At 67.1% G+C, this 23,565-nt stretch carries 24 protein-coding genes; 2 read left to right on the forward strand and 22 right to left on the reverse strand.

What is annotated here, in order from left to right:
- Positions 1–430: 430 nt before the first annotated feature.
- The 17 genes from Q5923_RS03850 to prfA all read right to left on the reverse strand — a co-directional run bounded on the left by Q5923_RS03850 (position 431) and on the right by prfA (position 15,991).
- The gene (locus tag Q5923_RS03850) at positions 431–1,834 is read right to left on the reverse strand and encodes a hypothetical protein (protein ID WP_062531449.1); all 1,404 of its coding nucleotides are present in this window, start codon (positions 1,832–1,834) and stop codon (positions 431–433) included.
- 15 nt (positions 1,835–1,849) lie between these two features.
- Positions 1,850–2,758, reverse strand: a complete 909-nt coding sequence (locus Q5923_RS03855) for a UTP--glucose-1-phosphate uridylyltransferase (RefSeq protein WP_062531450.1) — start codon at positions 2,756–2,758, stop codon at positions 1,850–1,852.
- A 40-nt stretch (positions 2,759–2,798) separates the two neighbouring features.
- Complete coding sequence (locus Q5923_RS03860) at positions 2,799–3,218, reverse strand: metal-dependent transcriptional regulator (protein WP_009278175.1); 420 nt, start codon at positions 3,216–3,218, stop codon at positions 2,799–2,801.
- A 194-nt stretch (positions 3,219–3,412) separates the two neighbouring features.
- Positions 3,413–4,696: a UDP-N-acetylglucosamine 1-carboxyvinyltransferase gene (murA, locus tag Q5923_RS03865; protein ID WP_062531451.1), complete on the reverse strand. Its 1,284-nt coding sequence runs from the start codon at positions 4,694–4,696 to the stop codon at positions 3,413–3,415.
- A gap of 14 nt (positions 4,697–4,710) precedes the next feature.
- Complete coding sequence (atpC, locus tag Q5923_RS03870) at positions 4,711–5,142, reverse strand: ATP synthase F1 subunit epsilon (RefSeq protein WP_009278177.1); 432 nt, start codon at positions 5,140–5,142, stop codon at positions 4,711–4,713.
- Positions 5,143–5,150: 8 nt separating this feature from the next.
- Positions 5,151–6,629 carry a F0F1 ATP synthase subunit beta gene (atpD, locus tag Q5923_RS03875; RefSeq protein WP_062531452.1) on the reverse strand — a complete coding sequence of 493 codons (1,479 nt, stop codon included), beginning with the start codon at positions 6,627–6,629 and terminating at the stop codon, positions 5,151–5,153.
- On the reverse strand, positions 6,629–7,543 hold the full coding sequence (atpG, locus tag Q5923_RS03880; protein ID WP_062531453.1) for an ATP synthase F1 subunit gamma: 915 nt from the start codon (positions 7,541–7,543) through the stop codon (positions 6,629–6,631). Before atpG ends, atpD begins: the two co-directional genes overlap by 1 nt.
- A 6-nt stretch (positions 7,544–7,549) precedes the next feature.
- A complete protein-coding gene (gene atpA, locus Q5923_RS03885; RefSeq protein ID WP_009278180.1) occupies positions 7,550–9,208 on the reverse strand; it encodes a F0F1 ATP synthase subunit alpha in 1,659 nt (552 codons plus the stop codon).
- A complete protein-coding gene (locus tag Q5923_RS03890) occupies positions 9,205–9,678 on the reverse strand; it encodes a F0F1 ATP synthase subunit delta (protein ID WP_009278181.1) in 474 nt (157 codons plus the stop codon). Before Q5923_RS03890 ends, atpA begins: the two co-directional genes overlap by 4 nt.
- The gene (gene atpF, locus Q5923_RS03895) at positions 9,668–10,276 is read right to left on the reverse strand and encodes a F0F1 ATP synthase subunit B (RefSeq protein ID WP_009278182.1); all 609 of its coding nucleotides are present in this window, start codon (positions 10,274–10,276) and stop codon (positions 9,668–9,670) included. Before atpF ends, Q5923_RS03890 begins: the two co-directional genes overlap by 11 nt.
- Positions 10,277–10,321: 45 nt before the next feature.
- A complete protein-coding gene (atpE, locus tag Q5923_RS03900; protein ID WP_009278183.1) occupies positions 10,322–10,516 on the reverse strand; it encodes an ATP synthase F0 subunit C in 195 nt (64 codons plus the stop codon).
- Between the two features lie 94 nt (positions 10,517–10,610).
- Entirely contained in the window at positions 10,611–11,408 is a 798-nt protein-coding gene (gene atpB, locus Q5923_RS03905) for a F0F1 ATP synthase subunit A (RefSeq protein WP_009278184.1), read from the reverse strand.
- 46 nt (positions 11,409–11,454) lie between these two features.
- On the reverse strand, positions 11,455–11,649 hold the full coding sequence (locus tag Q5923_RS03910) for a hypothetical protein (RefSeq protein ID WP_040656693.1): 195 nt from the start codon (positions 11,647–11,649) through the stop codon (positions 11,455–11,457).
- A gap of 320 nt (positions 11,650–11,969) precedes the next feature.
- The gene (gene upp, locus Q5923_RS03915; protein ID WP_062531454.1) at positions 11,970–12,611 is read right to left on the reverse strand and encodes a uracil phosphoribosyltransferase; all 642 of its coding nucleotides are present in this window, start codon (positions 12,609–12,611) and stop codon (positions 11,970–11,972) included.
- A gap of 84 nt (positions 12,612–12,695) precedes the next feature.
- Positions 12,696–13,175 (reverse strand): ribose 5-phosphate isomerase B, encoded by a 480-nt coding sequence (gene rpiB / locus Q5923_RS03920; protein WP_303132275.1) that lies wholly within the window; start codon positions 13,173–13,175, stop codon positions 12,696–12,698.
- A gap of 116 nt (positions 13,176–13,291) precedes the next feature.
- Positions 13,292–14,848 (reverse strand): peptide chain release factor N(5)-glutamine methyltransferase, encoded by a 1,557-nt coding sequence (gene prmC / locus Q5923_RS09560; RefSeq protein ID WP_062531455.1) that lies wholly within the window; start codon positions 14,846–14,848, stop codon positions 13,292–13,294.
- A gap of 75 nt (positions 14,849–14,923) precedes the next feature.
- Positions 14,924–15,991, reverse strand: a complete 1,068-nt coding sequence (prfA, locus tag Q5923_RS03935) for a peptide chain release factor 1 (RefSeq protein WP_062531456.1) — start codon at positions 15,989–15,991, stop codon at positions 14,924–14,926.
- 191 nt (positions 15,992–16,182) lie between these two features.
- Between prfA and Q5923_RS03940 the strand changes: the two genes are divergently transcribed.
- Entirely contained in the window at positions 16,183–17,550 is a 1,368-nt protein-coding gene (locus Q5923_RS03940) for a hypothetical protein (RefSeq protein WP_062531457.1), read from the forward strand.
- 48 nt (positions 17,551–17,598) lie between these two features.
- Here Q5923_RS03940 and Q5923_RS03945 read toward each other — a convergent pair whose 3' ends face one another.
- Both Q5923_RS03945 and rpmE read right to left on the reverse strand, forming a co-directional pair.
- Positions 17,599–19,029, reverse strand: a complete 1,431-nt coding sequence (locus Q5923_RS03945; protein ID WP_062531458.1) for an NAD(P)/FAD-dependent oxidoreductase — start codon at positions 19,027–19,029, stop codon at positions 17,599–17,601.
- 104 nt (positions 19,030–19,133) lie between these two features.
- Positions 19,134–19,547: a 50S ribosomal protein L31 gene (gene rpmE, locus Q5923_RS03950; RefSeq protein ID WP_062531459.1), complete on the reverse strand. Its 414-nt coding sequence runs from the start codon at positions 19,545–19,547 to the stop codon at positions 19,134–19,136.
- A gap of 201 nt (positions 19,548–19,748) precedes the next feature.
- On the opposite strand from rpmE, the gene Q5923_RS03955 reads away from it, so the two are divergent.
- The gene (locus Q5923_RS03955) at positions 19,749–20,540 is read left to right on the forward strand and encodes a type III pantothenate kinase (protein WP_009278193.1); all 792 of its coding nucleotides are present in this window, start codon (positions 19,749–19,751) and stop codon (positions 20,538–20,540) included.
- A 63-nt stretch (positions 20,541–20,603) separates the two neighbouring features.
- Here the strand turns inward: Q5923_RS03955 and Q5923_RS03960 are convergent, their stop codons facing one another.
- The 3 genes from Q5923_RS03960 to Q5923_RS03970 form a co-directional block, all read right to left on the reverse strand.
- On the reverse strand, positions 20,604–21,203 hold the full coding sequence (locus tag Q5923_RS03960; protein ID WP_303132280.1) for a hypothetical protein: 600 nt from the start codon (positions 21,201–21,203) through the stop codon (positions 20,604–20,606).
- 11 nt (positions 21,204–21,214) lie between these two features.
- Positions 21,215–22,651 (reverse strand): dihydropteroate synthase, encoded by a 1,437-nt coding sequence (gene folP / locus Q5923_RS03965; RefSeq protein ID WP_062531462.1) that lies wholly within the window; start codon positions 22,649–22,651, stop codon positions 21,215–21,217.
- A gap of 149 nt (positions 22,652–22,800) precedes the next feature.
- The gene (locus Q5923_RS03970; RefSeq protein ID WP_009278196.1) at positions 22,801–23,538 is read right to left on the reverse strand and encodes an NAD-dependent protein deacylase; all 738 of its coding nucleotides are present in this window, start codon (positions 23,536–23,538) and stop codon (positions 22,801–22,803) included.
- Positions 23,539–23,565: the final 27 nt, after the last annotated feature.

A 23,565-nucleotide genomic window follows, 5' to 3' on the forward strand; every position in this document is an offset into this window, starting at 1 on the left:
CTTGCATGTGTTAGGCGCGCCGCCAGCGTTCATCCTGAGCCAGGATCGAACTCTCGGTTCGAGTCACCCCCGGGTCTCCCCGGGGAAGATTCAATGGAAGAGGTCCGGACCCGGCCGAATCCCGCTGATCTGGATTCGCTTGGTATCGAATTGACGTTCGAGAACTTCATTTCGAACTTCGCTCATTCGCTGTCTTTCGTCGATCTTTCGATCGCAGTATCCGGTTTTCAAGGTTCGCCGCCGTGGGCCTCGGCTCGCGGCGCGGGAATTAACTATACGCATCCGGGAGGGCCTCGGGGGCGCGGCGGCGACCCTCCACCAATCCCACACATTCCCCTCCCCGCGCGGGCCGGGGCCCCGGAAACGCGAGGAGGGGGAGGCCCCCCGGGACCTCCCCCTCCTGTCGAATGCCCGTCGCTGGTCGGCGGCGTCATTCCATCGAGTGCATGCCCCTTCTCGCAATCTCGCATGCCGCATCGATCAGCTCGTCCCGGCGGACGATGTCACTCGCCTCGGCGCAGATGCGAACCACCGAGCTCGACCTTGAGGGGCGAATCGAGAGCCAGGAGTCGTCGGCGAACGTCAGCTTCAGCCCGTCTGCGTGGCTGACCTCGCGAGGCACCTCGCCACAGACCACGTGTGGATTGAGTCCTGGCAGGACATTCCTGAACGATTGGACCGCCGCAGGCTCGAGCCGCAGGTCCTTCCTTCGGTAGTCCATATGGCCGATCTTCTCCACTTGCTCGTTTACCAAGGCTCTGATGCCAACCTTGCGCGTTGCAACCATCTCTATGAGATAGAGCGCGGCAAGCAGGCCATCCCTGCCCGGAAAGAAGGAGGGGAACGCCATTCCCCCATACTCCTCCACGCCAAGAAGCACGTCGCCCTCGCGCGCTTCCTCGTAGATTCGCTGGAAGCCGACCGGAACCAAGGTGAAGGGACATCCGAGCCGACGCGCCTGCCGCTCAAGCCGCGCGGAACAGGAAAGGGTTCCCACAACACGACCTCGCCGGCCCCTGTCGTGCACGAGGTGCTCGAGCACGAGCGGAACCATGTGATGAGGCGAAACCAGCCTGCCCTCCGCGTCGACAATCGCGCAGCGACTACAGTCACCATTGAGCACTATTCCCAGGTCCGCCTCCGAATCGACGACCGCAGCCTCGCAATCGTCGACCCATGGCTCGCAGGCACGGGGATGGATTCCGCCAATCGTCTCGGACTCCTCCGCGTGAATCTCTCTCACGTCGCAGCCCAGCGAGTGGAGCAGGCCGGAAAGAACCCCTCGGCCTGGACCGTACATGGGGTCGACCACCACCTTGAGACGCGAGCTCAAGACCTTGCCCTGGTCGATGCGAGACCGAAGGGCGAGGAGATAGGCCTCTGTGAAGTCGCCGCTCGTCGTCTTGCCCAAGTCGAAGGCGGGCATGGACGTGACGAGCGCGTCGGCCTCCTCCACGAACGTCTGCGCAAGGGGGCCACCGTCCGCGCCCCGCGCGAGTATGCCACCGTACTCGCAGGAGGCCTCGCTCCCCGTGACCATGACCGCGCCGACGCAGCCTTTCCTACGCGCCGCCTCCCATGAAAGCGCGGGCAGGGGGCAGGGGGCGTCTGACACAACCGTGTTGAGTCCGAACGAAGCCAGGACGCCACCTGCAAGGCGGGCGAACTCGGGCGAATCCCTGCGCGAGTCATAGCCCACGAGGACCGTCGCCGCGGGAGAGGCGCTCGCCCAAAAGAGGCCGAGCCCTCCCACGAGACGGGCTACGCCCGTCTCGTCAAACCCCTCGTCATATCTGGCCAACCAGCCATTGGGACCCAGATGCACCTGCCGCATGTGGCCTGCTTTGCCCTAGGCCAGGGACTTTGCGGCACGAGGGCCGAGCGCTTCCACGAACGCCGCCCTGGAAGCGGGGTCGGCGAGCGCGACGCGCGCGTTAGTCGCGGCCCAAGCAGCAGGCGTGCCCGTATCACAACCCTCGCTCGGGTCCACCACCAGCGCGTACATCTCCTCCTTCTCGAGAAGGCGCACCATGGCGTCGGTGAGTTGGATCTCTCCGCCAGCGCCAGGACCCTGCGTGGCGAGGAGCTCCATGACACGAGGGCTCAGGAGGTAGCGGCCGACGATGAAGAGGTGACTGGGCGCATCCTCTGGCGCGGGCTTCTCAACCATGCCCGTGACCCTCCAGACGGCCCCTTCCTCCTCGCCGGAGGCGTCGCAGCCCGGCAGGCACCCGACGCACTCGCCACCGACGATGCCGTAGCGGCTCACCTGGTCTGCCGGCACGGGGGCGACGGCGATGACCGAGGCGCCACCATGCGCGCGCGAGACCTCCGCCATGTTCACGCACATCTTGCGGTCGGGCACGAAGTAGTCGCCGAGCAGGACGAAGAAGGGCTCGTCCGACGGCACGGCATCACGCGCACAGAGGACGGCGTGCCCGAGCCCCTTGGCCTCGTTCTGGTACACGAAGGAAACGGGAAGGCTGCCTGCCTGGTGCACGGCGTCCGCCTCGCTGTCCTTGCCCCTCTCTCGCAGCATTGACTCGAAGCCGCCGTCGACGGAGAAGTAGGCCTCGATCTGGGGCTTCTCCTTGGAATTGATGATGACGACCTCGTCCACGCCCTCGGGCTCCAGCGCCTCCTCGACGACGTACTGGATGACGGGCTTGTTGAGCACCGGCAGGAGCTCCTTGGGCATGCTCTTCGTCGCGGGAAGGAAGCGCGTCCCCAGTCCTGCTGCCGGTATGACTGCCTTCATCTGCCTGTCCTTTCGATGACGGTTTTTGCGACGATCGGGACTACTCCACGGAGATGCCCTGCTTCTCCAGGTATCCCAGCCACTTCTGCTGGGTGTCATACGAGAGTGCGTGCTCCATGAGACAGGCCTCGGCATCAGCCCTCTCGGGATCGACCCCAAGGTCGCGCTGCAGGAAGGCTCGAATCATGCGATGGCATTTCCACACGTGGGCGGCGTACTCGGTGCCCTCTTTGGTGAGCTGGACGCGGCCGTAGCGGTTCTGCTCCACGTAGCCGGCTTCCTTGAGGGTGGCGATGGCCTTGTTGACGCTCGCCTTGGAGACCTTGAGCTGGTCGGCGACGTCGACGGAGCGGACGCCCTCGGTCTCGCCAGTCTCGGTCATGATGCGGTATATGGATTCGAGGTAGTCCTCGTTGGCCATCGTGAGCGCGTGGCGCTCGCCTTCAGTGGGTCTTGGCATGCTGCCCTCCGTTGCGAGTGGGGACGACGTTAAGACTTAGACGCTTCTGACTTATACCCAATTGTCGGCCTTGGGGCCATTTTTTGCGACCGTCGAGTCGGCCGAGCGGGCCGAGAGCCCACCCGACGCAAAGCCGAAGCCCCGGACGAAGGCGTCGTCCGGGGCTTCGGCGGGCAAGCGAGCGGGGTCGCCGGCTACTCCTCGTCGCCGTCCGGCTTCTCTACCGCAAGACGCCTGACACGCGCGCCGAGCGCCTGGAGCTTGGGAACGAAGTTCTCGTAGCCCCTGTCTATGTGATGGATGTCGGACACCGTCGTGATGCCATCCGCGACAAGGCCGGCCATGACGAGCGCCGCTCCGCCCCTGAGGTCGGGCGAACGCACCTCGGCACCCGAGAATCGCCGAACGCCATGGACTATGGCATGGTGCCCCTCGATGCGAATGTCGGCGCCCATGCGCTGGAGCTCGCTCGCGAACATGAAGCGGTTCTCGAAGACGTTCTCGGTGATGACGCAGGAGTCGCTCCCCTGGGCAAGGAGGCACATCGTCTGCGCCTGCATGTCGGTGGGGAATCCGGGAAAGGGCAGGGTCTGGATGTCGACCGAGCGCAGGGGGTGCGAACGGCTCACGGTGCAGCAGTGCTCGCCGCGCGCGATGCCGATGCCCATGGACTCGTACTTCTTGAGGACCAGCCCGAGGTGGACCGGCTCGAAGCCCCGGACGGTGACGGGCTCCCCGCAGAGGCCGGCCATCGCAATGAAGGTGCCCGCCTCGATGCGGTCCCCAACGACCCGATGGTTGACGGGGTGGAGCTCTCCCACCCCCTCGACCTCTATCACGGGAGACCCGGCGCCGCGCACCTTGGCGCCCATCTCGTTGAGGAGGTTGGCGAGGTCGACGATCTCGGGCTCACGGGCGGCGTTGTCTATGGTCGTGGTCCCCCTTGCGTGGACCGACGCCATCATGAGGTTCTCGGTGGCACCGACGCTCGCGAAGTCCAGGGTGACCGTAGACCCCACCAGGCCGTCGGGCGTGGTGGCGTGGATGTTCCCGTGGTCGATGTCGAAGCTCACGCCCAGGGCCTCCAGGCCCAGGATGTGCATGTCGATCTTGCGGGCGCCGATGTTGCAGCCACCCGGCATGGCGACGACGGCCTCGCCGAAGCGGGCGAGAAGGGGACCGAGCACCGCCGTCGATGCCCTCATCTGGGCCACGAGGTGATACGGGGTCTCCCAGCGGTTGACGTCGGAGGTGTCGATGACGAGCTCGTGCTCGCCCCTGACGTCGATGTGCGCGCCAAGGTACTTGAGCACCTTTCCCATGACGTGGACGTCAGAGATGTTGGGCACGTTGGTAAGGGTCGTGACGCCAGGGGCCATGATGGTGGCCGCCATGAGCTTCAGGGCGGAGTTCTTTGCCCCCTCCACCGTGACCTCGCCGGCAATGGGGTAGCCCCCCTCGACCTCGATGACTTCCAAAGCGCCCTCCCAGGCTATGAGGCAGCCTCTTCGTCCCCAGCCGCATGCTTCAGGAGGAGGTTGCACCACTTGATCTTGTTCTCATAGTATGCGCGACGCGGGTCTCCCTCGGGAAGGGCGTCACGCGAGTCCATGGCGTCCTGCCGCGTGTCACGGACGACGTCCGGCTCGATGTCGTCCGTGCGACGTGCATGGTCGGCGAGGATGATGACGCTCTTGTCATCAATCTCGGCGTAGCCGCCGGAGATGACGACGCGCACCTCTCCCCCACCATCCTCCGGGGTCGCGTGCAACCTCACCACGCCATCTCCCAAGGAGCAGATCTCGGCGGCATGGCCGGGCCAGACGCCCAGCTCTCCGCTGTGGGTCACCAGGACCAGGCTGGAGACCGGCCCCTCGTAGAGGAGCCGGTCGGGCCTGACGAACTGACAGTTAAGCTCTGCCATGTGCATTCCTACTCCGCGCTCTCCGCGCTCATCTTGGCAGCGCGCTCGCGCACGTCCTCGATGGTGCCGGCATAGCGGAAGGCCTGCTCGGGCAGGTCGTCACACTTGCCGTCCACGATCGCGGCAAACGAGCGGACGGTGTCGTCGACGGAGCAGTAGGTCCCGGGGTTGCCCGTGAACTTCTCTGCCACATGGAAGGACTGCGAGAGGAACTGCTGGATCTTCCTCGCGCGGGCGACGACGAGCTGCTGCTCCTCGGAGAGCTCGTCCATGCCCAGGATCGCGATGATGTCCTGGAGGTCCGAGTACTCCTGGAGGGTCTCCTGGACAGCCATGGCCACGCGGTAGTGCTCCTCGCCGACGATGCTGGGGTCAAGCGCCGAGGACGAGCTCGCAAGCGGGTCGACGGCCGGATAGATGCCCAGCTCGGTGATGGAGCGCGAGAGGACCGTGGTCGCGTCGAGGTGCGTGAAGGTCGTGGCGGGCGCGGGATCGGTGAGGTCGTCCGCAGGAACGTAGACGGCCTGGACCGAGGTGATCGAGCCCTCCTTCGTCGACGTGATGCGCTCCTGCAGGTCACCCATCTCGGTTGCCAGCGTGGGCTGGTAGCCGACGGCGGAGGGCATGCGTCCCAGCAGCGCCGAGACCTCGGAGCCCGCCTGCGAGAAGCGGAAGATGTTGTCGATGAAGAGAAGGACGTCCTGCCCTTGGTCGCGGAAGTACTCGGCGGTGGTCAGGCCGGCGAGCCCGACGCGCAGGCGGGCTCCAGGCGGCTCGTTCATCTGCCCGTAGACCAAGCAGGTCTTCTCGATGACGCCGGATTCCGTCATCTCGAGGAAGAGGTCGGTGCCCTCGCGGGTGCGCTCGCCGACGCCGGTGAACACCGAGGTGCCGCCGTGCTCCTGGGCGAGGTTGTTGATGAGCTCCTGGATGAGGACCGTCTTGCCCACGCCGGCGCCGCCGAAGAGGCCGGTCTTTCCGCCACGGACGTAGGGCTCGAGCAGGTCGATTGCCTTGATGCCCGTCTCGAAGATCTCGGTCTGGGTGGTGAGCTCGTCGAAGGCCGGGGCGGGGTGGTGAATGGGGTAGTACTGGACGTCGTCTGGCACGCCCTTGCCGTCCACGGGGTCGCCCATGACGTTCCAGACGCGGCCGAGCGTGGAGGGGCCGACCGGCATCATCATGGGATGCCCGGTGTCCTTGACCTTGAGGCCCCTCTGCAGGCCATCGGTCGAGGACATGGCGACGGCGCGGACGACGCCGCCAGCCAGCTGCGACTCCACCTCGAGCACCGTGTGCACCTCGCCCACCGGCGTCATGTCATCCACGACGAGGGCGGTGTAGATGCTGGGGACCTTGCCGTCGAACTTGACGTCGACGACGGGGCCGACAATGCGGACGATGGTGCCGGTGCCGACGCTCCTGTTCATCTGGTTGTAGGTGGCCTCCTCGAGGAGGGAGCGCGCCTGCGCTGTTGTCTCTGACATTAGTTGTCCTCCAATGCGGAAGCGCCGCCGATGATTTCGTTCAGCTCGGTGGTGATGCTTGCCTGGCGCTCGCGGTTGTAGGTGCGGCTCAGGGAGCCGAGGACCTCCTTGGCGTTGTCCGTGGCGGACTGCATGGCCCGCCTGCGGGCGCCGTGCTCCGCTGCTGCGGAGTCGAGCAGGGCGTGATAGATGACGGTCCTGATATAGGCCGGCATGAGGTAGCCCAACACCTCGCTGGCGGAGGGCTCGAACGCATAGTCCGTGTACGCGGCGTGCTCGACCTTGCTCATCGCCTCCGGAGTGCGCGGCTTATTGGGCATCATGAGCTGCTCGCGGGTGACGGGAAGCAGCCTCTCGCTCACCTGCGTCTGGTCCACGCGGTTCTTGGCGTGCCAGTAGACCAGCTCGACACGGTCGAACCTGCCCGACGCGTAACCGTCCATGACGTAGGAGGCGATGCGATCGGCCTCGTCGCGGCTTGGCTCGGACGACATGCCGACGAACGAGAGGACGGGACGTATCTTGCGATACGTGAAGTATTCCGTGGGCTTGCGCCCGCACGTGATGACCGACGCGCCGATGCCACGCTTCTGCAGATCGCGCATCTGGCGTTCGACCGAGCGCTGCGGGAGGATGTTGAAGCCTCCCGCCAGGCCGCGGTCGGACGCGACGAGCACGAAGAGCACGTTCCTCTCGCTCAGACGACGCGCAAGGAGAGGCTGCGACTCGTCGAAGCCCGCGCTGGCAACGTTTGCCAGCATGTTGGTGATGGCCTCCTTGTAGGGCCCCGCCTCCTCGGCCTTGCTGAGGGCCTTGTGGATGCGTGCCGTGGAGATCATCTCCATCGTGCGCGTGATCTGCATGGTGCTCCGGATGGAGCTCATGCGCCGCGATATCTCACGAAGGTTCGCCATGCCGGCCTACCCCCGCGTCTTCCCCGACGAAGGCTCGGCAGAGTCGCTTGCGACGTCCTCCGCAAGCTCCTCCACGTTCGTCGCCTGACCCCTGTTGGGGTGCTCGAGGAGGAACTCCTCCTTGAAGTGCGCGATGTGGGCCTTGATGCGCTCGCCCGTCTCGTCGTCGATCTTCTTGTCCCTGAGGCTCGCGCGGAGCTGCGGATGGCGCTCGGCCATGTAAGCGGCGAGCTTGTCGCGGAAGAGCGTCACGTGCTCGAGGTCGATGTCGTCGAGGAAGTCCTCCTTGGCGGCAAAGATCGAGATGACCTGGTCGGCCACGTCGAGTGCGGCATAACGCGGCTGCTTGAGCAGCTCCATCATGTGGGCACCGTGGTTGAGCTGGTACTGCGTCGTCGCGTCGAGGTCGCTGCCAAACTGCGAGAAGGCCTGCTTCTCTCGATAGCTCGCGAGGTCGAGGCGCAGCGTGCCCGCCACCTGCTTCATGGACTTGAGCTGCGCGGCACCACCCACGCGCGAGACGGAGATGCCCACGTCGACCGCAGGGCGCTGGCCCTGGAAGAAGAGGTTCGACTGCAGGTAGATCTGGCCGTCGGTGATGGAGATCACGTTAGTGGGGATGTAAGCCGAGACGTCGCCCTCCTGGGTCTCGATGATCGGGAGCGCCGTGAGCGACCCGCCGCCGTTGGCATCGGAGAGCTTGCAGGCACGCTCGAGCAGGCGAGAGTGCAGGTAGAAGATGTCACCAGGATAGGCCTCGCGTCCGGGCGGACGATGCAGCGTGAGCGACATCTGCCTGTAGGCGACCGCCTGCTTCGAAAGGTCGTCGTAGACCACCAGGACGTGCCCGCCGGGATGCTCGGCGTCGGCGGGGTTCCCGTTGGCATCGTTGTACATGAAGAACTCGCCGATGGCGGCTCCGGCCATGGGGGCGATGTACTGCATGGGGGCGGAGTCGGCTGCCGTGGCGGCGACGATGATCGTCTTGTCCAGGACGCCCCTCCGTGCGAGGGACTCCCTAATCGCTGCGACGGTAGACGCCTTCTGGCCGATGGCGACGTAGATGCAGACCATGTCGGTCTCGCGCTGGTTGACGATGGCGTCGATGGCGATGGCCGTCTTGCCCGTCTTGCGGTCACCGATGATGAGCTCGCGCTGGCCGCGTCCGATGGGGACCATGGCGTCGATGGCGAGAAGACCGGTCTGGACGGGCTCGCAGACAGGCTGGCGCTCCATGATACCTGGCGCCTTGAACTCGATGGGCCGACGATGCGCGGTGTCGATCGCACCCATGCCGTCGATGGGCTGTCCGAGGGGGTTCACGACGCGGCCGAGCATGGCCTGTCCCACGGGGATGTCCATGACGTGGCCGGTGGTGCGGCACTCGTCACCCTCCTTGATGGCGTCGACGTCACCGAAGAGGACGGCGCCGACCTCGTCCTCGTCCAGGTTCTGGGCGAGGCCGTAGACGCTGCGGCCCGTGGCCGAGCTCGTGAACTGCAGGAGCTCGCCCGCCATGGCGGTCTTGAGCCCCGAGACGTGCGCGATGCCGTCTCCGACCTCGGTGACGACCGAGGCCTCCTGCATGTCGACCGTCGCGTTGATCTGGGCGAGCTGCGTTCGCAGCGTGTCCATAATCTCGACGGAGCTGATCTTGTCTGTCATTGCTCATCACTTCCGATGAAGGTTGAGGAGAGCGTCTTGCGGATGTTCGCAAGCTGGGCCCTCACGGAGGCGTCAAAGCGCTTGCCGCGCGCCTCGAACACGATGCCTCCAAGAATGCTGGGGTCCACGCGCTCGACGAGGTACACCGGCGCCTTGAGGTCGGACTCGGCCTTCGCCTTGACCTTTGCGCGCAGCTCGTCGTCCATCGGGACCGAGGTGGTCACGGTGACCGAGACGGTGTTGTCCTCGCTGTCCAGAATCTCCTTGTACTGCCGGGCTACCTTGTCCACCAGTCCCAAGTCGTCGCTCTCGTGCATGGCGCTCAGGGTCTCGAGGACCTCCGGGGAGAACTTGCGCGCATGCTGCCATTGGACGAGGTCGGCGTTGGCCCTTCCCTCGCTGCGGCCGGCCTCGATGAGAGCCCTGGCATACGCCTCGATCTTCTCGTCTTCGCCGCGCTTAGTGCTCATCTGGGGCACTCACTTCCGCGAGGTATTTCTCGGCCAGCTTGCGCTGCTCGTCCTCGCTGAGGTCGTTGCCGATTATCTTGCTCGCGATCTCGACCGAGAGGTCGACGACGGAGCTCGAGAGCTCGATCATCGCCTTGCGACGCTCGGAGTCGACGGCGCCGTGCGCCTTTGCGATGACGTCGCTCGCGTCGCGCTGGGCGCGAGCGAGGATCTGGGAGCGCTCCTCCTCCGCCTCGCGCTTGGCACGGGAGATGATCGCGTCGGCTTCGTGGTTCGCCTCGAGGATGCGTGCCTCGTAGCTCTTTGCGCTCTCTGCGGCCTCCGCCTTGGACCGTGCGGCCGCGTCGAGGTCGTCCTGGATCTTCTGCTGGCGCTGCTCCATCATCGAGAGGATCGAGGGCCACGCGAGCTTCGCGAGAACGACCCAGATGATGAGGAACGCGATGAGCGCCGGTACGAACTCGGCGGGCTTCGGCAGCAGGAGGTCGGCTCCGCTGGGCGACTCCGCCAGAGCCAAGGCGGGCGTCAGAAGCGTCGCCGCACCCGCGGTGACGGCGACGACCGCCCCTCCTCCGGCAACCCGTATGTCTTTGCTCATGAATGCCTCCAACTAGCGATTTGCGCGTACCTGCGGCACGCCTCGCTACTTAGCGATGAGCGTGACAACGAAGCCGATCAGTGCCAGGGCCTCGACGAAGGCGGACGCGAGGATGAACGTCGTGAACAGACGGCCCTGAACCTCGGGCTGACGTGCCATGGAGGTAGTGGCGCCGTACGCTGCCAGGCCGATGCCAAGACCCGCGCCGATAACACCAAGACCGTATCCGATAACTCCCACGATTCCTCCTTTGTCATTCGCCCCGGGACGGGACGAGTACCATGACTTGCTATGCACGAGCGGGCGTGGCCCCGCTGGATGCCCTATGTTGGGGCTACTCGCTCTCGACGAGCTGGATGTAGACGGCCGAGAGGAGCGTGAAGACGTACGCCTGGATGATGCCCACCAGAATCTCGACGATGTAGATAATCAGGAGCAGCAGGACCCAGAAGATGGATGCGCCAGCCTGACCCAGCGCCGCCGCGGAGAAGCCCTGCAGCAGGGGCTGGACGAAGAGGGAGGCGAGGATGGCGAAGGTCCCCATGACCACGTGCCCGGCGAACATGTTGCAGAAGAGTCGGACGGCCAGGGTGATCAGGCGCAGGAAGGTCGAGACGAGCTCGATGGCCCAGACGAGGACGTTCATGGGAAACGACACGCCTTCGGGGGCGAGGCTCTTGATGTAGCCGATCACGCCGAGGCGCTTGCAGCCCAGGACGACGAAGTAGACGAAGGAGCAGAGCGCGAGCGCGGCGGTCACACCGATGGTGCCCGTACCGGGATGGCAGCCGGGAATGACCCCCACGATGCTGTTGCAGACGATGAAGAAGAAGAGGGCGGCGAGGAAGGGGAAGTGCTTCTTCCAGGTGTCACCCAGGATGGACTTGCACATGTCGTCGCGGACGAACTCGACGACGTACTCCATGCCGTTGACGAAGGTGCCCTGCGGAACGAGGCTCGACGCCTGCTTCCTTTTGAAGACGAAGATGACGACGAGCAGGAGGGCGAGGGCCACGCACATCCAGAAGATGTAGTTGGTGAGCCCGACCGTCGTGTCACCGACGATGGCATGGGTCATGAAGCCGTCGAGAAGCTCATCCATGGCCTCGGGCAACTTGGAAAGCGCGTCCACTTGTCCTGTCCTTTCCCTCTCGCCTCGTCAGCGGCTGCCGGCGCGGCTACCCGCCTTGTCCGTCGCGCGGGTTTGCCGCGTGCCAGGCACGTACGCTCTCTGCCGTCCAGATGGCGAGGAAGGTCGCCACGACGCTGACGCCAAACGAGAAGACGTTCTCCCTGTCGACCAGATAGGCCACCGCGATGGCGCAGGACATGGTGCCAAACGAGAGGAGCACGCCCGCGACGCCGAGTGCCATATCTGGCTTCTTACCCCAACGATGCACCCCCTCAAACAGCAGAGCGCCCGGAATCGCGCCGACCGCACCGACGGCAAGGCCAAAAAGCGCTGCTATGGGCACTCCCATGGCCGACCTCCGGGCGCGTAACGCGAAACGTCTGGATTCTAGTCTCTGCCACTGCGAAAAACCAGAGCCTTGTCTTTGGGAAAGGCGCCCCTTGCCTGCTCCGAGGAGTGGGATGGGCGCCCTACCAGCTTCTATACAAAATGTCATGCCGACCGAACTGTGTCAGTACCGTGAAGCGCACCGCCTGCGGCGCACGGATGCCGCGGGAAGCCCTACTTGGTGCCGTAGATGCGGTCGCCCGCGTCGCCCAGGCCGGGCAGGATGTAGGCGTTCTCGTTCAGCTGGCGGTCGAGGGCACAAGTGTAGAGGCGCACCTCGGGATCGAAGTCGAGCACTGCCTTGACGCCCTCGGGGGCGCTGACCAGCGTGAGGGCGCGCACGTCCTTAACACCTGCCTCGCGCAGGAACTGGATGGCCGCGGTGAGCGAGCCGCCCGTCGCGAGCATGGGGTCGACGATGAGGCAGGTGCGGTTCTCGATGTCCTGGGGGAACTTGCAGTAGTACTGGTGGGGCTCGTGGGTCTCGGGGTCACGGTACATGCCCACGTGGCCCACGCGCGCGGAGGGGACGAGGCTCAGGATGCCGTCCACCATGCCGAGGCCGGCGCGAAGGATGGGGATGATCGCGACCTTCTTGCCGGCGATGCGCTTGCAGATCGTCGTCTCGAGCGGGGTCTTGACCTCGACGTCCTCGAGGGGGAAGTCCCTCATCGCTTCGTAGCCCTCGAAGATGGCCAGCTCGCTCACCAGCTCGCGGAACTGCTTGGTGCTCGTGTTCTCGTCGCGCAGGATGTGCAGCTTGTGCTGCACCAGCGGGTGGTCGATGACGGTCAGGCGCTTCTCGTCGAACTCCATGTGAGGGACCCTTCTCCTCTTGCTGAACGTGTTCGCGCTTGATTCTATCTCAGGTGGAGCCCAGGGCACGGACGCAAGACGCCCTTACCCCTGGACGTCCAGGTCCTCGGGCACGCCGGCGAAGCTCGGGTCGTCCTCGCGCATGGCCTTGGCGACCCGGCCCTCGTGGCGTCCGCCTGCGAACTCGGTGTCGAGGAACTTGTCCACGATCTCCTCGTTGGTCGCAAGTGGCGTGAAGCGTCCGGACACGCAGAGGACGTTGCCGTCGTTGTGCTCGCGGAAGAGCTCGGCGAACTGGGGCGTCTGGATGACCGCGGCCCGCACGCCGGGGACCTTGTCTGCCGTGACCGCCATGCCGATGCCCGTGCCGCAGATGAGCACGCCACGGTCGGCCTCGCCGGTAGCGACCTTGCGCGCGACCTTGTCGGCGAAGTCGGGGTAGTCACAGCGCAGGGCCTGGGAAGGCCCGAGGTCGATGACCTCGTGTCCCCGCCCCGCGATGTAGGCGGCCAGCGCGGGCTTCTGGTCGAACCCGGCGTGGTCAGATGCTATCGCAACCCTCATGGGGCGCTCCTCTCCTCGAAGTCTGGGGTGCCCGCCTCGGGGCCCTAGGGGAGAGGATAGCGCGCGGGCGGCATGGCGTGCGCCGCCGCGCCCGCCCGTACCGCCCAGCGGCGGGGCTAGAGCCCCGCGACCCGCAGGACCTCGTCGGCCGGAATGGCCCCCTCGCGGAGGATGACGGGCCTCTCGCCCACGCAGGAGACGATGGTGGACGCGACGGCGACGGGCGCGGGACCCCCGTCGAGCGTGAGGTCCGCCATGGCGACGAGCCTCGCCTCGACCGCGTCACCGCTGGTGGCGGACGGCGAGCCGTGGGTGTTTGCGCTGGTGGTGGCCAGGGGCACCCCAAGCTCGCGCGCAAGCCGCCTGACGAGGTTAGAGTCGGGGCAGCGCAGGGCGATGGTGTCGTCCCCCGGAAGGACGTACTCCCGCGGGACGAGCTCGCTCGCGCGGACGACGAGCGTGAGGGCCCCCGGCCAGAGCTCGCGCGCGAGGGCAAGGGCCCAGGCGGGCAGCTCCCTGCCGAAGCGCTCGAGGTCCTCTGCGTCCGCGACGAGCCAGGGCAGCGTCTGGGCGCGGTCGCGCCCCTTGATCTGGAAGATGCGCCCGTGGCCCGGGTTCTGCGGCGTGGCGGCGCAGCCTATGCCGTAGACCGAGTCCGTGGGCATGACCAGGACCCCGCCGGCAGAGAGCACGCGCGAGGCCTCCCTGAGCACGTCCGGGGACGGGTCGTCCTGGTCGACCGGCACGACGCGCCGGGGCGTGCAGAGCTCCCCGCCCTCGGCGAGGCTGCCCTCGCGCCACGCGACGAGGAAGCGGGGGCGGTGGGTGAGGTCCTCGCGGACCTCGACGGACGCCCAGCCCCCCTGGGACCGGCAGAGCTCCGCCGCGGTCGCGACGTTGTCCTCGAAGAGCTCGACGCAGAGGAGCCCTCCCGGCCTGAGGGCACGGGGGGCGAGCTCGAGGATGCGCCTGAGGACGTCCAGCCCGTCCTCGCCGCCGTCCAGCGCGAGGCCGGGCTCGTAGCCCACGACCTCCTCGGGCAGGGTGGGGACGACGGCGGAGGGGATGTAGGGTGGGTTCGATACGAGCACGTCGAAGCCACCCATGAGGTCCTCGTCGACGCCAGAGGCGAGGTCGCACTCGATGACGTCGACGCTTCGGCCCACGCCAAGGGCGTCGCGGTTGCGCGCCGCGAGGGCGACCGCCCGGGGCGAGAGGTCCGTCGCCACGACGCGCGTCCCCTCGCGCTCGGAGGCGATGGAACAGGCGATGCAGCCCGTCCCGCAGCCAAGCTCGAGCACCTGTGCGGAGTGGCCCGCCGCGACCGCGCGGTCGACGCCCTCGAGGGCCACGTCCACGAGGACCTCGGTCTCGGGCCGCGGTATGAGGACGCCGCGCTCGCAGCGCAGGACTATGTGGCGGAAGGGCATCTCGCCCGTGACGTACTGGAGGGGCTCTCCGGAGCCGCGCCTCACGACCGCATCGTGCATCCCGTCGAGCTCCTCCTGGGTGAGGGGCCGGTCGAAGTTGGTATAGACCTCGACGCGCGAGAGTCCCGTCACGTTGTTGAGCAGCCACTCGGCCGAGAGGCGAGGGTGCTCGTCCCCCTTGCGCTCGAGGTAGCCCGTGGTCCAAGACAGGATCTTGCCCACCGTCCAGGCTTCTTCCGCCATCGTCCTTCCTCTCAAGACGGGCGTGGCGCCGACCCTGCCGACGCCACGCGAACCCAATTCCTGTTCCTTGCCCCGTCACACCGCCTGGGCGAGCTTCTCCGCACGCTCCGCCGCCGCGAGGGCGTCGATCACGCTGGGCAGGGTGTCGCCCAGGAGCACGCCGTTGTAGGTCCCGTTGAAGCCGATGCGGTGGTCGGTCACGCGGTCCTGCGGCTGGTTGTAGGTGCGAATCTTCTCGGAGCGGTTGCCATGGCCGATCTGAGCGAGACGCGAGGCACCCTGCTCCGCCTGCTGCTTCTCGAGCTCCATCTCGTAGAGGCGAGCGCGCAGCATCTGCATGCAGACCTCACGGTTCTGGATCTGGGAGCGCTGGTCCTGGGACTGCACCACGGTGTTGGTGGGCAGGTGCGTGATGCGCACGGCGGAGTAGGTCGTGTTGACGCCCTGGCCACCGGGACCCGACGCGCAATAGGTGTCGATCCTCAGGTCCTCCTGGGAGATCTGGATGTCGATCTCGTCTGCCTCGGGAAGGACGGCGACGGTCGCCGTGGAGGTCTGGATGCGCCCCTGGCTCTCGGTCTTGGGGATGCGCTGCACGCGGTGGACTCCGCTCTCGTACTTCATGACGGAGTAGACCTTGTCGCCCGTGACCTTGAACTCGATGGTCTTGAAGCCACCTGCCTCGGAGGGGCTGGACGAGAGGACCTCGACCTTCCACTTGCGGGCGGAGGCGAAGCGCTCGTACATGTTGAAGAGGTCGCCCGCGAAGATGCCGGCCTCGTCGCCACCCACGCCCGCACGAATCTCGACGATGGTGTCCTTCTCGTCGTTGGGGTCGCCGGGAATCAGCATGACCTTGATCTGGTCCTCGAGCCCGGGCAGCTTTGCCTCGTTGGACGAGATGTCGTCCTGGAGCATCTCCTTCTCGTCAGTGTCCGCGGCGTCGTGCAGCATCTCCTTGGCGACCTCGATGTCGTCGAGCGCCTGCACGTACTCGCGGGCCTTCGCCACGAGCTCGGCCTGGTTGGCATGCTCCTTGGCGATGCGCGCGTACTCCTTGGGGTTCGAGACGACGTCGGGATCGACCATCCTCTTCTCGAGCTCCTCGTACGCGGCGATGAGCTTCTCTAGCTTGTCTCGCATGGTGTCACTCCTTGCACGCGCCGCGGCGCAGCCCGCCAGGGCGAATCGTTCGTGTTCAGCGATACGAAGTCTACCACCGCAAACCCGCGGCTATTCCGCCGGGCGTCCCGTCCCACGCTGCGCACACGATGCCATCGCTGGCAGCCCTGTGGCAGACTGGGGAGGAAGCGGGCTCGAGGGCGGGAGGCGCGATGGACGAGGACGGCCGCGGGAGGCTCCGCCCCGAAGGCGGGGAGGCAGATGGGAGGGACGCGGATGCTGAGGCCCAGAAGACCGCACTCCAGCCCACCGTCGCCAACGCGCGGGCGAGGGCCGGCGGACGCGATGGGGCGGGCGAGGGGTCTCTCCCCCGCCCCGAGGACGGCCTGGTCGCCCGGGCCGGGGCAGGCGCCGCCCGAGCGGGCGCCCTTCTTGCCGCACATCGCCTAGCCACTCTCCTGACCGGCGCCGCCATCGCGCTCCTCGTGGTGGTGGGGACGCTGCTGAGTCCTGTCATGGCAGGCACTCCCGACGCCACGCGCGTGAGGGCCGACGCGCTCGCGCACACGCCCGTCCCCACGCACGACGGGGGACCCTGGAACCATGACGGCGTTCTCATTGCCACGGACGCGCAGCTCAGGGAGAAGTCGACCGAAGCGTCTGGGGGCATCTCCGCCCGCACCACCGTGACCTACTCGGACGGGAGTGTCGAGGCGAGCTGGGATGCCATCCTGCTCTACCAGAGGTCCGACGGGTCATGGGAGCTGGAGTCCATCGACGTCCCCCAAGCCGCGAGCTGGAGGCCGACCTCCGGCCCCGACCATCAGAAGCTGCTCGCGTCCCTGGAAGCGCTCCTCACCCGCGCCGAGGCGAGGCTCGACTCGCAGGGCGACGACGGGGAAGAGAGCCTCGCCAACCTGTACCGGGACTGCGAGGCCAGCGTCACCAACGACGAGCTCGACGTCGCGGCACGCCTCGACAAGATGACCGTCCGCTGCAGCAAGCAGGAGGGCTTCGCCTCGCGAAACTGCGACCTAAGCCTGACCCTGCGCTTCGTCACGGCAAGCGGCGTCTGGGAGCTCACCGACGTCAGCGTGAGCGACGGGGCGAAGGAGCTGGGATACGAGCCGCTCAAGGGCAGCTGGTCCGGCAGCTTCCGAACCCAGTCGTCGAGCGGACACAAGTGCCTGTCCGGACGGGACGCCGGGCTTCGGCTAAGCATCGACGAGGTCGCGACGAGCGGCGACACCACCATGATCGCAGGCACGTTGGACGGCGTCGCGCACTTCCATCCCGAGCCCGAGCGGGACAGCACGGGCTGCGACGGGGACTCCGCGCTCGAGTCCCTGGCCTTCACGGGCACGCTCCAGGACGGCTCCGACGGCCTCGTCTTCGACTGCGAGACCGCGGACGACGTGCGAGGGAGCGTGAGCTTGAGGCTCGAGTTCGGGAATGCGCAGAACCCCTCCGCCGCGACGGCGACGCTCGTCTCCACCCACGACTACCAAGACAGCTTCCTGCTCGTCCCCTACCAGAGGACGGCGCGCTACGAGGACGAGTTCGTGCTGAGAAAGGTGTGACGCCGGGACCCCGACGCCACACCCTCCCACGCCGTCCCTTGGTCCGTGCTACTCGGACGCGAGCCTCTCTCCCATGAGCAGGCCCATCACGCTGGCCATCATGAGGCCGCGGGTCCAGCCACTGGAGTCGCCCAAGCAGTGCAGGTGGGCGACGTTGGTGTCGAAGTTCTCGTCCATGCCCACGCGGTTGCTGTAGAACTTGAGCTCGGGCGCATAGAGCAGGGTCTCGTCGGCGGCGAAGCCCGGGACCACCTTGTCCACGGCCTTGATGAACTCGACGATCTCTATCATCGCGCGGTAGGGCATGGCGGCGCTGATGTCTCCCGCCTCGGCGTCGGGCAGGGTGGGCACCACGTTGGAGCGAGTGAGCTCCTTGGGCCAGGTGCGCTTGCCGTCGAGCAGGTCACCGAAGCGCTGCACCAAGATGTGCCCGGCTCCGAGCATGTTGCAGAGCTTCCCCACGTTGCGCGCGTACACGATTGGCTGGTCGAAAGGCTTGCGGAAGTTGAACGAGACGAGCACGGCCAGGTTGGTGTTGGGGCTCTTGCGCTCCTTGTAGCTGTGGCCGTTGACCACTGCGAGGTCGCCGTCGTAGTTCTCCTGGCTCACGAAGCCGCCCGGGTTCTGGCAGAAGGTGCGCACCTTGTTCCGGAAGGGGTCTGGATAGCCCACGAGCTTGCTCTCGTAGAGCACGCGGTTGACGTCGTCCATGACCTCGTTGCGAACCTCGACGCGCACGCCGAGGTCGACGGGGCCGGCGGAGTGTGCGATGCCATGGGCCTCGCACATGTCGTCGAACCAGGCGGCGCCACGGCGCCCGGTGGCAACGATCGTCTCGCCCGCCTCGATGCGGGTCCTGACGCCATGGACGTCGCTCACCACGGCACCCTGGCAGCCACCCCCTTCCACGACGACCTCGTCGCACTCGTGCTGGAAGAGGATATGCACGCCCCCCTCGACGAGGGTCCGCTCTATGCGGCCATAGATCTCTTGCGCCTTCTCGGTCCCCAGGTGGCGGATGGGGCAGTCGACCAGCTTGAGGCCCGCCTTGATGGCGCGACGCCGGATGTTGGCGACCTCCTCCGGGTGCTCGAGCCCCTCGATGTGGGGGTCGGCCCCGAAGTCGAGGTAAATCTGGTCGACGCGTCCGATGGTCTCTTGCGCGAGGCGCTCGCCGATGAGCGTGGGCAGGTCCCCGCCAACCTCGTGGCTCAGCGAGAGCTTGCCGTCAGAGAAGGCGCCGGCGCCCGAGAAGCCCGTGGTGATGCGGCAGGGCTTGCAGCCCACGCAGTGGCCCGTCTTCTCCTTGGGGCAGGAGCGGCGCTCGACGGGGAGCCCCTTCTCCACCATGGTGATGGAACGCGAGTCTCCCTTGCGCAGGAGCCCCAGCGCGGTGAAGATGCCCGCCGGGCCCGCCCCGATGATGAGCACGTCGGTCTTGATGGTGGCGAGGCCATGCTCGCCGGAAGCTTCGCTCATGCGCGTCTCCTCTCGGGTCTTGTGGCGCCGTCCCCCAACGGCACACAAAAGGAGAGGGACGACCTGTGCCGTCCCTCTCCTCCTTTGCTCTGGTCTAGCTGGGGTTACTCCGCGGCGGGGGTCTCCTCGGTGGCCTCGACAGGGGCCTCCTCGACGACCTTGGCGGCGTCGGCGGCAGCCTTCTTCTCGTACTCGGCAGCACGCTTGGCCTTCTCGGCAGCCTTCGCCTCGGCAGCGGCCTTGCGAGCGGCAGCCTGCTCGGCGGCCTTCTTTGCCTTGGCCTCCTTGGCGGCCTGGGCCTTGGCAAGCTGGGCCGCGGCGGCTCCACCGAACTTGTCGGAGAAGCGCTGGACGCGCCCTCCGGTGTCGACGAGCTTCTGCTGGCCGGTGTAGAACGGGTGGCACTTGTCACAGAGGTCAAGCGTCATCTCGCTCACCGTGGCGCGGGTCTTCCAGGTGTTGCCGCAGGTGCAGCGAACGGTGCACTCGACGTACTCGGGATGTATTCCTTGCTTCATTTCAGGACTCCTTCTTTCGGCCTGGTTTCCGACCAGACAAGGGGTGTCGAGGCAAACGCCAGGACAATTGAGCCTTGCTAGGTTACCACAGTGGTCGCATTCTCATACCAAGACTGTGGAAAAGTGGTGCAAGCCCACGCGCGGGGCGCCCGGTCCCGCCACGCTACACTGGTTGGGCGCAGGCGGATCCGAGGAGGAGAGATGCTGCTCGTCGTTGACGTAGGTAACACCCAGACCACGTTGGGGCTCTTTGGTCCGGACGACCAGCTCGCCCGCCAATGGCGCATGGCCTCCGACAAGACCGACACCGCCGACGAGCTCCACGAGCGACTCTACGGCTACTTCATGATGCTGGGCCGCAGCCTCTCCGAGGTGAGCGACGTGGCCATTGCCAGCGTGGTTCCCATCCTCACCCAGGAATGGCTCTACATGATGGGACACGTCCTGGATGCCAGGGACGTGCTGCTGGTTGATCCCCGCCGCGACTGCGGCATCGAGGTGGACATGCCCGACCCCACCCAGGTGGGGGCGGACCGCATCGCCAACGCCGTCGCCGCCCGCGAGGCCTACGGCGATTCGGTCATAGTGGTGGACTTCGGGACCGCGACCAACATCGACGTGGTCGACGCGCGCGGACGCTTCAGGGGCGGGGCCATCATGCCCGGCCTGCTGCTGAGCGCCGGGGCACTCTTCTCGCACGCGGCGCGCCTCTCGAGCGTCCCCTTGGTGGTGCCCGAACGCGCCCTTGGCAACAGCACCGAGGCCGCCGTGCAGTCGGGCATCGTGATCGGCGCGGCCGCACAGGCCGAGGGCCTGGTGAGGCGCATCAAGGACGAGCTCGGCGAGCCCGATGCGACGGTGGTTGGCACGGGAGGGCTCTCGCGCGAGATCGCGAAGGCGACCGACCTCTTCGACGCCCTCGACCCCGACCTCACCATCCGCGGCATCAAACTCATCTGGGAGCATCGCGCCCGCAAGCGTGCCGTGCGCTAGGAAGGGCCGTTTGCCCGCAGAGGGCCTGGGGCCCACGCGGGCAGGCCCCCGCCCGACAACTGCCTACTCGCGGTCGGGCGACCTCAGGAGCGCCTGTTCGGCAGAGAACTCGAGCTCGTGTCCAGACTCGTCCACGACGGTGGCCCGGCCCCAGATGTCGAAGCCCGCAAGGCGCCCTCGCGCCATCACGCGCCCGTTGGGATACGTCACCTCGACCTCCCGGCCCATCCTGAGCTCATGGTCGAAGTAGTCGGGGAGAAACGCCGCCCACGGTCCCCCCGCAGACCTCCCAGCCGCGACATCCACCTCCCAGATGGACACGCGCTCGCGCACCGCCCGCTCGATCGCGGCGTCGTCAGGCATCGCGGCGTCGTCAGGCATCGCGGCGTCGTCAGGCATCGCGGCGTCGTCCCCATCGCCCAAGGTACGCCTTATGGCGAGACGGACGAAGACGCCCCCGTCGTCGTAGCCGCCGCGACCGTCCAGCTCGAAGGCAGGCCTTCCCGCGGGGACGAGGGCGACGTCCCGCGGCCAGAGCAGACCCGCCTCGGAGTTCCCCGCATCGACGAGCGCGTCCATCACGCCCAGGCTCGCAACGGCGGGAAGGGCCACCAGGTAGCCCATGGGCACCCTTGGCCTCAGCGTGAGCTCGAGCTCCCCCACGCCAGCCCCCCCTACTGCCAGTCAAGCTCGCCCAGCTCGCCCACCACATGCCCCACGCGGTCCTCGGGGGCATAGACGGGCACGCCGGCATGCATCAGGAAGCGGACGGGGTCGTGCATGAGGTCCTCCATAGGCACCAGGACGTAGTCCCTCTCGCCCAGGTGCGCGTGGGGAAGCGTGAGCTTGCGCCCTGCGTGCTCCTCGTCCTCGACGAAGACGAGGTCGCAGTCGATGGTCCTGGGGCCGTGACCCGCCTGCTCGGGGTCGCGCACGCGGCCGAGCCTCTCCTCGACGCCGAGGAGGGCGTCCATGAGGACGCTGGGGTGCAGCTCGCTGCGAAGCTCGGCCACGGCGTTGGCGACCGGGACCTTGATGCCGTAGGCGGGTTCGGTCTCGTACACGCGGCTCACCTGCACCACGCAGGTGAGCGGTATCTCGTTGATGAGCGCCACGGCACGGCTCAGGTAGTCCATGCGGTCGCCCACGCTCGAGCCCAGCGAGACGAAGGCCTGCCGCGCGTCGGCGCGGCTGACCGCCCAGTAGGAGTTGAGCGCCTCGGCCGTGAGGGCCACGTTGTGGACGCGCAGGATGCGCGCGCCAGACTCGATGGCGCTCAGGCAGATGCCCAGCGTGGCGGCATCGCGGGCTGGGGCGTCCGTCACGCCCGAGACAGCCCCGACCATGCGCTTGCGCGAGACGGCCGTGAGCACGGGGTATCCCATGGAGACGAGCTTGCGGGTGGCGCGCTGGATCACGACGTCCTGGTCCGCCGCCTTGTCGAAGCCCGGACCGGGATCGATGCAGATGCGGTCGTGGGCAACGCCCGCACGCATGAGGGAGCGCGCCTGATCGCCCAGGAAGCCCATGATCTCGCGCATGAGGGGGGCCTCCTCGGGCAGGGTGAAGCGTCGCGCGCTCGCCTGGACGCTGCGGGCCGCCACCGCACGCGCGGGAGTGCTGTCCAGGCGCACGGACTTGCGGCTGGACTGCCCGTTGCCGCGATTCCAATGCATGACCACGCAGCCACAGTCGGACTCGGCGGCGACGCGCACCATCTCGGGGTCGATGAAGCCCGTGACGTCGTTGACGATGGAGGCGCCCAGGCGAACGCAGACCTTGGCCACGGAGGCATGGCGCGTGTCGACCGAGACTATGGCGCTGGGCGCGGCGGCGAGGATGCCCCTGACCACGGGAACGACGCGCTCGGCCTCCTCGTCGGCAGCCACGGGCTCGTGGCCGGGCCGCGTGGACTCGCCCCCCACGTCGATGATGTCGGCGCCCTCGTCCAGCATGCGGAGGGCGTGCTCGACCGCGAGCTTGGGGTCGAGGTTCTCTCCCCCGTCCGAGAAGGAGTCGGGGGTGACGTTGAGGATGCCCATGATGCGGGGACGCGAGAGCGAGATCTCGTGACGGCCGCAACGCCAAAGCGAGTAGTCCTGTCGAAGCATGGGTCGGGTCCTCCCCTAAGGCTGAGGGGGACGCGCCCGCGCCCCCAGGGTGTTCCTTTGTGATTGTAGCGACTCCCGGCGGCCGGCCTTCCGCTCGGCCTGGCCCGGCGAGTCCCGGAACGGGAATTCCGGGCGAGAGGGGCCACGGCCTACCAGTCGAAGGCCCGGGCGATGTCACAGGCGCAGACCAGGTCCGCGCTCGCGTCCTGGGGCGTGGGCTGGAGGTTGCAGATGGCCAGCTTGTCTCCCCCGAAATAGCGCAGGAGCCCCGCGGCCGGGTAGACCACCAGGGAGGTGCCGCCCACGATAAGGAGGTCGCAGCTGGCAATCGCCCGGATGGCGGCGGTGATGACGGCCTCGTCCAACGCCTCCTCGTAGAGGACGACGTCAGGCTTCACGGGCCCGCCGCAGGCCTCGCAGCGGGGGACGCCCTCGGTCTTGAGGACCCACTCCTGCGAGTGGACGTGCCCGCAGCGCTGGCAGACGTTGCGATGGGTCGAGCCGTGGAGCTCGATCACGTTGCGCGAGCCTGCCGCCTGGTGGAGGCCGTCTATGTTCTGGGTCACGACGGCGCTGACGAGCCCCTCGCGCTCCAGCTCGGCGAGCTTGAGGTGCGCCTGGTTTGGCTTGGCGTCGGGGGCGCACATACGGCTGCGGTAGAAGTCGAAGAACTCCCGTGTGTGCTCCACGTAAAAACCGTGGCTAAGCATGACCTCGGGCGGGTAGTCAAAGTGTTGGTTGTACAGGCCATCGGCGCTTCGGAAGTCGGGGATCCCGCTTGCCGTCGAGACGCCCGCGCCGCCGAAGAAGACCGTGTTCCCCGCGCCCTTCACGAGCGCGCCGAGCGCCGCTGCCGCCTCCCGTGGGTCAGTGATGGTCCTTGCCATGGCGGCCTCCCGTCGTTTGCCAGCGGC

This window comes from uncultured Olsenella sp., from assembly GCF_959602185.1.
GTDB lineage: Bacteria > Actinomycetota > Coriobacteriia > Coriobacteriales > Atopobiaceae > Olsenella_I > Olsenella_I phocaeensis.